The sequence below is a fragment of the Microcella sp. genome (genome assembly GCF_046293215.1).
In the GTDB taxonomy this organism is placed as follows: Bacteria; Actinomycetota; Actinomycetes; order Actinomycetales; family Microbacteriaceae; genus Microcella.
Genome location: NZ_JBKBPI010000010.1, coordinates 126888 through 132887, shown reverse-complemented (window position 1 = coordinate 132887; position 6000 = coordinate 126888). Strand labels below are relative to the sequence as shown.

General features: G+C 63.1%; 7 protein-coding genes. 4 read left to right on the top strand and 3 right to left on the bottom strand.

The window, feature by feature from the left end:
* Both ACK4SC_RS10165 and ACK4SC_RS10160 read left to right on the top strand, forming a co-directional pair.
* The coding region (locus ACK4SC_RS10165; RefSeq protein ID WP_409617616.1) for a transposase at nucleotides 1-547 on the top strand (547 nt) is incomplete at its 5' end.
* A gap of 45 nt (nucleotides 548-592) precedes the next feature.
* Nucleotides 593-1522, top strand: a complete 930-nt coding sequence (locus tag ACK4SC_RS10160) for an ATP-binding protein (RefSeq protein WP_409617614.1) — start codon at nucleotides 593-595, stop codon at nucleotides 1520-1522.
* 19 nt (nucleotides 1523-1541) lie between these two features.
* On the opposite strand, the gene ACK4SC_RS10155 is transcribed toward ACK4SC_RS10160, so the two are convergent.
* Nucleotides 1542-2731 (bottom strand): IS3 family transposase gene (locus ACK4SC_RS10155; protein WP_376128035.1). Its coding sequence is split into 2 segments (ribosomal slippage): nucleotides 1542-2450 and nucleotides 2453-2731, totalling 1188 coding nucleotides; the frame shifts between segments, so codons are not numbered across the junction.
* A gap of 783 nt (nucleotides 2732-3514) precedes the next feature.
* Nucleotides 3515-4075, bottom strand: coding sequence for a hypothetical protein (locus tag ACK4SC_RS10150; RefSeq protein WP_409617612.1), 561 nt, complete (start codon nucleotides 4073-4075; stop codon nucleotides 3515-3517).
* A gap of 128 nt (nucleotides 4076-4203) precedes the next feature.
* Here ACK4SC_RS10150 and ACK4SC_RS10145 point away from each other — a divergent pair, with 128 nt between their 5' ends.
* Together ACK4SC_RS10145 and ACK4SC_RS10140 are read left to right on the top strand one after the other, a co-directional pair.
* Nucleotides 4204-4746: a peptidylprolyl isomerase gene (locus tag ACK4SC_RS10145; RefSeq protein WP_409617610.1), complete on the top strand. Its 543-nt coding sequence runs from the start codon at nucleotides 4204-4206 to the stop codon at nucleotides 4744-4746.
* Nucleotides 4743-5591 (top strand): rhomboid family intramembrane serine protease, encoded by an 849-nt coding sequence (locus ACK4SC_RS10140; RefSeq protein ID WP_409617609.1) that lies wholly within the window; start codon nucleotides 4743-4745, stop codon nucleotides 5589-5591. Before ACK4SC_RS10145 ends, ACK4SC_RS10140 begins: the two co-directional genes overlap by 4 nt.
* Before the next feature lie 86 nt (nucleotides 5592-5677).
* Here ACK4SC_RS10140 and ACK4SC_RS10135 read toward each other — a convergent pair whose 3' ends face one another.
* Complete coding sequence (locus tag ACK4SC_RS10135; protein ID WP_409617607.1) at nucleotides 5678-5920, bottom strand: cell division protein CrgA; 243 nt, start codon at nucleotides 5918-5920, stop codon at nucleotides 5678-5680.
* Nucleotides 5921-6000: the final 80 nt, after the last annotated feature.

Below are 6000 nucleotides of genomic sequence, written 5' to 3'. Positions count from 1 at the left end.
ACACGCTGGCCTGGTCGAGGCCATGCGGGCCAACTTTCCCGGCACCAGTTGGCAGCGTTGCCGCACCCACTACGCCGCGAACCTCATGTCGGCCTGCCCGAAGCAGATGTGGCCTGCCGTGAAAGCAATGCTGCATTCCGTCTATGACCAGCCCGACGTTGCAGCTGTCGAGGCACAGTTCGACCGGCTCCTGGACTACGTCGGCGAGAAACTGCCTGGCGTGCACGATCATCTCGATGCTGCCCGTGCCGATATCCTCGCATTCACGGCGTTCCCGAAAGATGTGTGGCAGCAGATCTGGTCGAACAACCCCAACGAACGTCTCAACAAAGAAATCAGACGTCGCACTGACGTTGTCGGTATTTTCCCGAATCGAGACGCGATCACCCGGCTCGTTGGAGCGGTCCTGGCAGAGCAATCTGACGAGTGGGCGGAGGGCCGCCGATACCTCGGACTCGAGGTGTTGGCTCGTTGCAGGGTTCGCCTCATCACGGACAACGTTGCTGAGGAGGTGGCTGTGGAACTACCCCTCACGTTGACTGCGTAGCCAAGCTCATTCTCGAAGAATGTTCGTTACACCACTCCACGGGACTTGACCGATCTTTCTCGACTTGTTGAGTTCCAGGCAAAACAGGCCTCGCCGATTAAGTCACATTGGGAGGCAATGGCTCCTCTCGTCACTAAAGCTATAGCCGACTCTGGACTGACCAATAATCCGAAGTGGGCAGCGCTCACGCCAAAACATCGAGAGATAGTCGGGAAACTCGTCCGTGAACTCAAACAGCACATAACCACTGCATTGAGTGAACTTGGTCTCGGCAGCGGTGCGACCGGTGCAGACTTCGACGCTCCGGTGTTCTATGATCTGCAACAGCTCTGTGACTTCTTCATGCCGAACCGTATCCAGCTGGAACAGGCTAATGACAACAAGATCGCTGGATACGTCGCGACACTGCAGATGCGCCTCAGCCGCCTCCTTGCCGATGGCAGATACGACTTCATGACCAGGGTCGAGAAACACGATGACCCCCTTGGTACCTATCTGCGTGCAGTGATGGGAGCCGACCCGACGAAGGACAACGATTCATCAGATTGGCCCGCCGCCGCAAATTATCGAGAGCAAACGAAGAACCACGATTCTGGCCCGTCGGTTACTATCTTCGACCTGAGCCTTATCGCCAGTGATGTACTTGAGAACGTAACGGCGCTGCTTGGTCGTATCCTCTTCGACTTTGCTGTGCGCAGTGATCCTCGCGCGAGACACCCATTGCTGCTGGTGCTCGAAGAAGCACACCGCTTCATCCCGGCTCGCCATGACAGCAACGGAGGCGGAAGCCGCTCAACTGCCGTCTTCGAACGCATCGCAAAAGAAGGCAGAAAGTTCGGAATATCCCTTCTGCTCGCGAGCCAGCGTCCGAGTGAGCTGAGTGAGACTGTCGTTGCGCAGTGTGGCACAGTAATCGCGCACAGACTTACCCACGAGTCAGATCAAGCACTGCGGGACTGCCCCTACTTTGGTTGACGGGTAGGGGTCGGGGTGTTCAGGCCGCTTCTGCGGTTCTGTAGATCATCTCAAACTCGACGGGTGTGAGCTTTCCGAGGCCTCGTTGACGGCGGCGGCGGTTGTACTTCGTCTCGATCCAGGTGACGATCGCGAGGCGGAGTTCCTGCCGCGTCTCCCAGCGGCGCGTGTTGAGGACGTTCTTCTGCAGGAGCGCGAAGAAGCTCTCCATGCTGGCGTTGTCGCCCGCGCCGTAGGAGCGCCCCATCGACCCGACCAGCCCGTTGTTCTCGAGCAGCCGTTGGGTCCTCTTCGCGCGAAACTGGCCGCCTCTGTCCGAATGGCAGATCGTGCCGACCGGCTGCCGCAGAGCGATCGCGTTGCGCAGCGCCGACCGCGCCAGCGATCCCTTCATGCGCGAGTCGATCGAGTAGCCGACGATCTTGTTGCTGCAGACGTCCTTGATCGCGCAGATGTAGAGCTTGCCCTCACGAGTGGGGTGCTCGGAGATGTCCCAGAGCCAGACCTTGTTCGGGGCATCGGCGGCGAACTCATGCCGGACGACGCCGTGCTCGTCGACGACCGCGAGGAGGTCATCATGCGGGGCAGGCCCGGTGGAGCCGGGCTTGGAACGCTTCTTGTGATGGCTGGCGGTGATTCCAGCGATGCGGCAGAGCCGATGCACGCGGTTCTCGCCGACGGTGATGCCGTACTCGTCGGACAGTTCATCGGTGAGGAATCTGTAGCCGAGGGTCGCATCATCGCGGTGAGCCTCGTAGAGGACGTCGATGAGGTGAGCATCGTCCCAGTCCCGCTGGGAGATCGGGGCCTTCAGCCACTTGTAGTACCCCTGGGTCGATAAGCCCAGAACCCTGCACGCCACCACGACCGGCACCCTGATCGGAGCGCCGGCCGCGGCCATCTCACGGACGAGCGGGAAGACTATTTTCCCGGCAAGTTCGCCTGCGACAGATACGCCGCCGCACGGCGGAGCACCTCGTTCTCCTGCTCGAGCAGACGTATGCGCTTCTTCGCCTCGCGCAGCTCCGTCTGGTCGGCGCCGGTGAGACCGGGACGTCGTCCGTCCTCGATGTCTGCTTGCTTCATCCAGTTCGACAAGGACCCTTCGGAGACACCGAAGTCCTTCGCGATCTGCGACAGCGGCGTCTGGCCCTGTCGGGCCACCGCCACGACGTCGTCTCGGAACTCCTTGGGATACGGCTTTGCCACAGGGACATCCTTCCAGCGAGGACGAATCCTCACAGATCAGACGTCAACCAAACTCGGGGCAGTCCCTAGTGGACTGGCAAGGCCACGCCTAATTAGGCTCGGACAGGCGACCTATCCCGGAGTATTCACGTGCAGTGGACGATTTATTTGCTGCGACCGTGGGTATCGCGCATTGCGACTCCTGAGTCGATGAGCCAGGTGCGCACTGTGCCCGCCGAGAACCCAAGTCTGCTGCCGACCGTTTCAAGCGAGTCGCCAGCCTCGTATCGGCGACGCATCTCATCGACCTCGTGCGGCTCAGGAGCACGGCCTCGGAGTTTCAACCCGCGCTTGCGTAGCTGGTGCGCAAGTGACTGGCGGCTGATTCCAAGGTCTGAAGCAATCGCCTTGAGAGTCGCGCCTGCTTCGTATCGAGCTTCAGCGATGACCAGCTTCTCCTCGCTCAAAGGCGGGAGATGAGTGGGGAGTTTCCGGCCGTGGCGACGCTGTAGCAGAGGTCGCTGTCGGATGAGATGATGGGTACTCACTATGCGGCGCAAGGGCGGGGCACTTTTCGACAGTATTCCCCTTACTTCCACGTTCACGCGCGACGCTGGATCGCGTCGCGGGAGCTCGATTCCCCTAGGCTCCACAGCGGTGATTTCTGGCTTTCTGGCCGCGCCGCCGCTCCTGCTGCGCGGCGCACTCCGGGCCACGATCGCGGTCGCTGCCCTTCGCTCTCGCACGCTCGGACTACGAAAAAGCCCCCCGGTGTGAATCGAGGGGCTTTGTTCGTTTCGGGGTCTACGCGACGGGGGCTTCGACCGGCTCGTCCTCGACCCACAGGTCGTCGTCGGCGCGCAACGTTTGGTACGCCGCGTATGCGACGGCACCCACGGCAATCACACCCAGCGCGACGGCGATGTAGCGACCGGGGCCGGGCGTCGGCTTCACCTCGATGATGCCCAGTCGCTGGCCAGCACGGGTGCCGAACTCACGGCTCGTGCGTGAGGCCTCACGGATGGCCACCCGCCCGTTGTCGCGCGCGACATCGATGACGGCGAGCGTGGCTCCGATGGCGCCGGTCACGGCGGGCAGGATGGCACGATTCCAGGTCTGGCGTGAGTGGTCAGCGGCCGACCGCACCGCTCCGACGCCTGCTTCGACGCCGGGCTGCAGTCGCTTCTCGTAGGTCGTCTTCACGCGGGGTGCGACGTCGCGCTTGGCAACCTCGCCCGCCTGCCGGCTTGCCTCGCGCAGAACTGCGGCGGCGTGGTCGAGCACCTCGCGCTGTTCACTCCACAGGTCGCCGGCCTCCCCGCGGAGCTTCTTCAGATTGCGGCGGCTCTTGCGAGACAGTCCCATGATCGGTCCTCCTTGTGGGTGGTGGGCGAAATGTCGACCCCCATCCTTCCACCGACTCGGCTATTCCCCCGCGGACGCCGACGGAATGCTCAGGAAGCGCGCATCCCGCACCATGACAGAATTGCGACATGTCGATTCACACCGCTGTCGCAACCATCCACACCACCCAGGGCGACATTCGCGTCAACCTGTACGGCAACCACGCCCCGAAAACGGTAAAGAACTTCGTCGGACTGGCGACCGGTGAGATCGAGTGGACCCACCCCGCGACGGGGCAGAAGACCTCGGAGCCGCTGTACAACGGCGTCATCTTTCACCGCATCATCAAGGACTTCATGCTGCAGGGCGGTGACCCGCTCGGTCAGGGCATCGGCGGCCCCGGGTACGAGTTCGACGACGAGATTCACCCCGAGTTGCAGTTCACCGAGCCGTACCTGCTCGCCATGGCTAACGCGGGCAAGCGCGGCGGCCGCGGCACGAATGGCTCGCAGTTCTTCATCACGACCGTTCCCACGACGTGGCTGAACGGAAACCACACCATCTTCGGTGCGGTCGCCGATGAGGAGTCGAAGAAGGTCGTCGACGCGATCGAGTCCGTTCCGACGGATGGCCGCGACAAGCCGCTCGAGGATGTCGTGATCACGAGCATCGAGGTCGCCGAGGTCGCGTGACCGTACCTGAGCCCGGCACCGGGGAGGCCGTCGACCCGAACGTCTGCTACCGCCACCCCGACCGGCGCTCCTTCGTGCTGTGCCAGCGCTGCGGTCGGACCGTCTGCGGTGAGTGCCAGACTCCGGCGGCCGTCGGCGTGCAGTGCCCGGAATGTGTCGCCCAGGCGCGCTCAGCGCTCCCTCGGCAGAAGCGGGCCTTCGTTCGCGCGTTCCGCCGGGGAGGCGCGACGCCCGTGGTGACGTACACGATCCTCGCGATCACGCTGGGTGTGTTCGTGCTCCAACTTCTCACCGGGAGCGCGGTCACCCGAGCGCTCGGCTACGCGCCCCCTCTCACCCCCATCGAACCGTGGCGCATGCTGACCGTCGCGCTCGTCCACAGCCCGACGTCGTTCTTCCACATCCTGTTCAACATGTACGCGCTGTTCGTGCTGGGCCCCCTGCTCGAACACCTCGTCGGGCGCGCCCGCTTTCTCGTCGTCTACGTGATGAGTACCTTTGCCGGATCGCTCGCCGTTTTGTGGCTCGCGCCGCTCACCTTTGTCGTCGGCGCATCGGGCGCGATATTCGGCCTGTTTGGCGCATTCTTTGTCATCCAGCGGCGCTTAGGGGGCAACACCGTACAGCTCATGGTGATCCTTGGTATCAACCTGGCGCTGGGATTCGTCGTGCCGGGAATCTCGTGGCAGGCCCACGTGGGCGGGCTGCTCGGGGGCGCGATCGTCGCGCTCATCCTCGTGAGGACGCGCCGCCGCGATCAGCAGCTGTTACAGGGCGTGCTCATTGCGGCCTTCGGAGCGCTGCTCATCGCCGGGACCGTCCTGCGGTTTTCGGGTGTCGGATAGCCCGTCGGTTATCCACAACCCCATCCACAGTGGGGATAAGAATCACAGCGCTGTGATTCCACCCCCTCTTCGGGGGGTGTGGAGCGTTAGCGCCAGCGCGTCGTCATCAAGAAGCCGATGAACATGATGCCGAAGCCGACCATGATGTTCCACGGCCCGATGGCCGCAATCGGTAGCGCCGAGGCGCTCACGTAGTACGTGATGATCCAGATCAAGCCGAGCAGCATGAAGCCGAACATGACCGGCTTGAACCACACCGGGTTCGGCGCGTCGGCGCCGCTGCGGGCGTTGTTGGGGTTGTCAGCGTCACGCGCCGTCGTCCGTGCCATGCGCCCAGTCTACCGGGCAGGGGGCCGCGGTGCCGTGGATGAGGGCGACCGGGCACCCGCAGACGAGGCGCCTACAATGA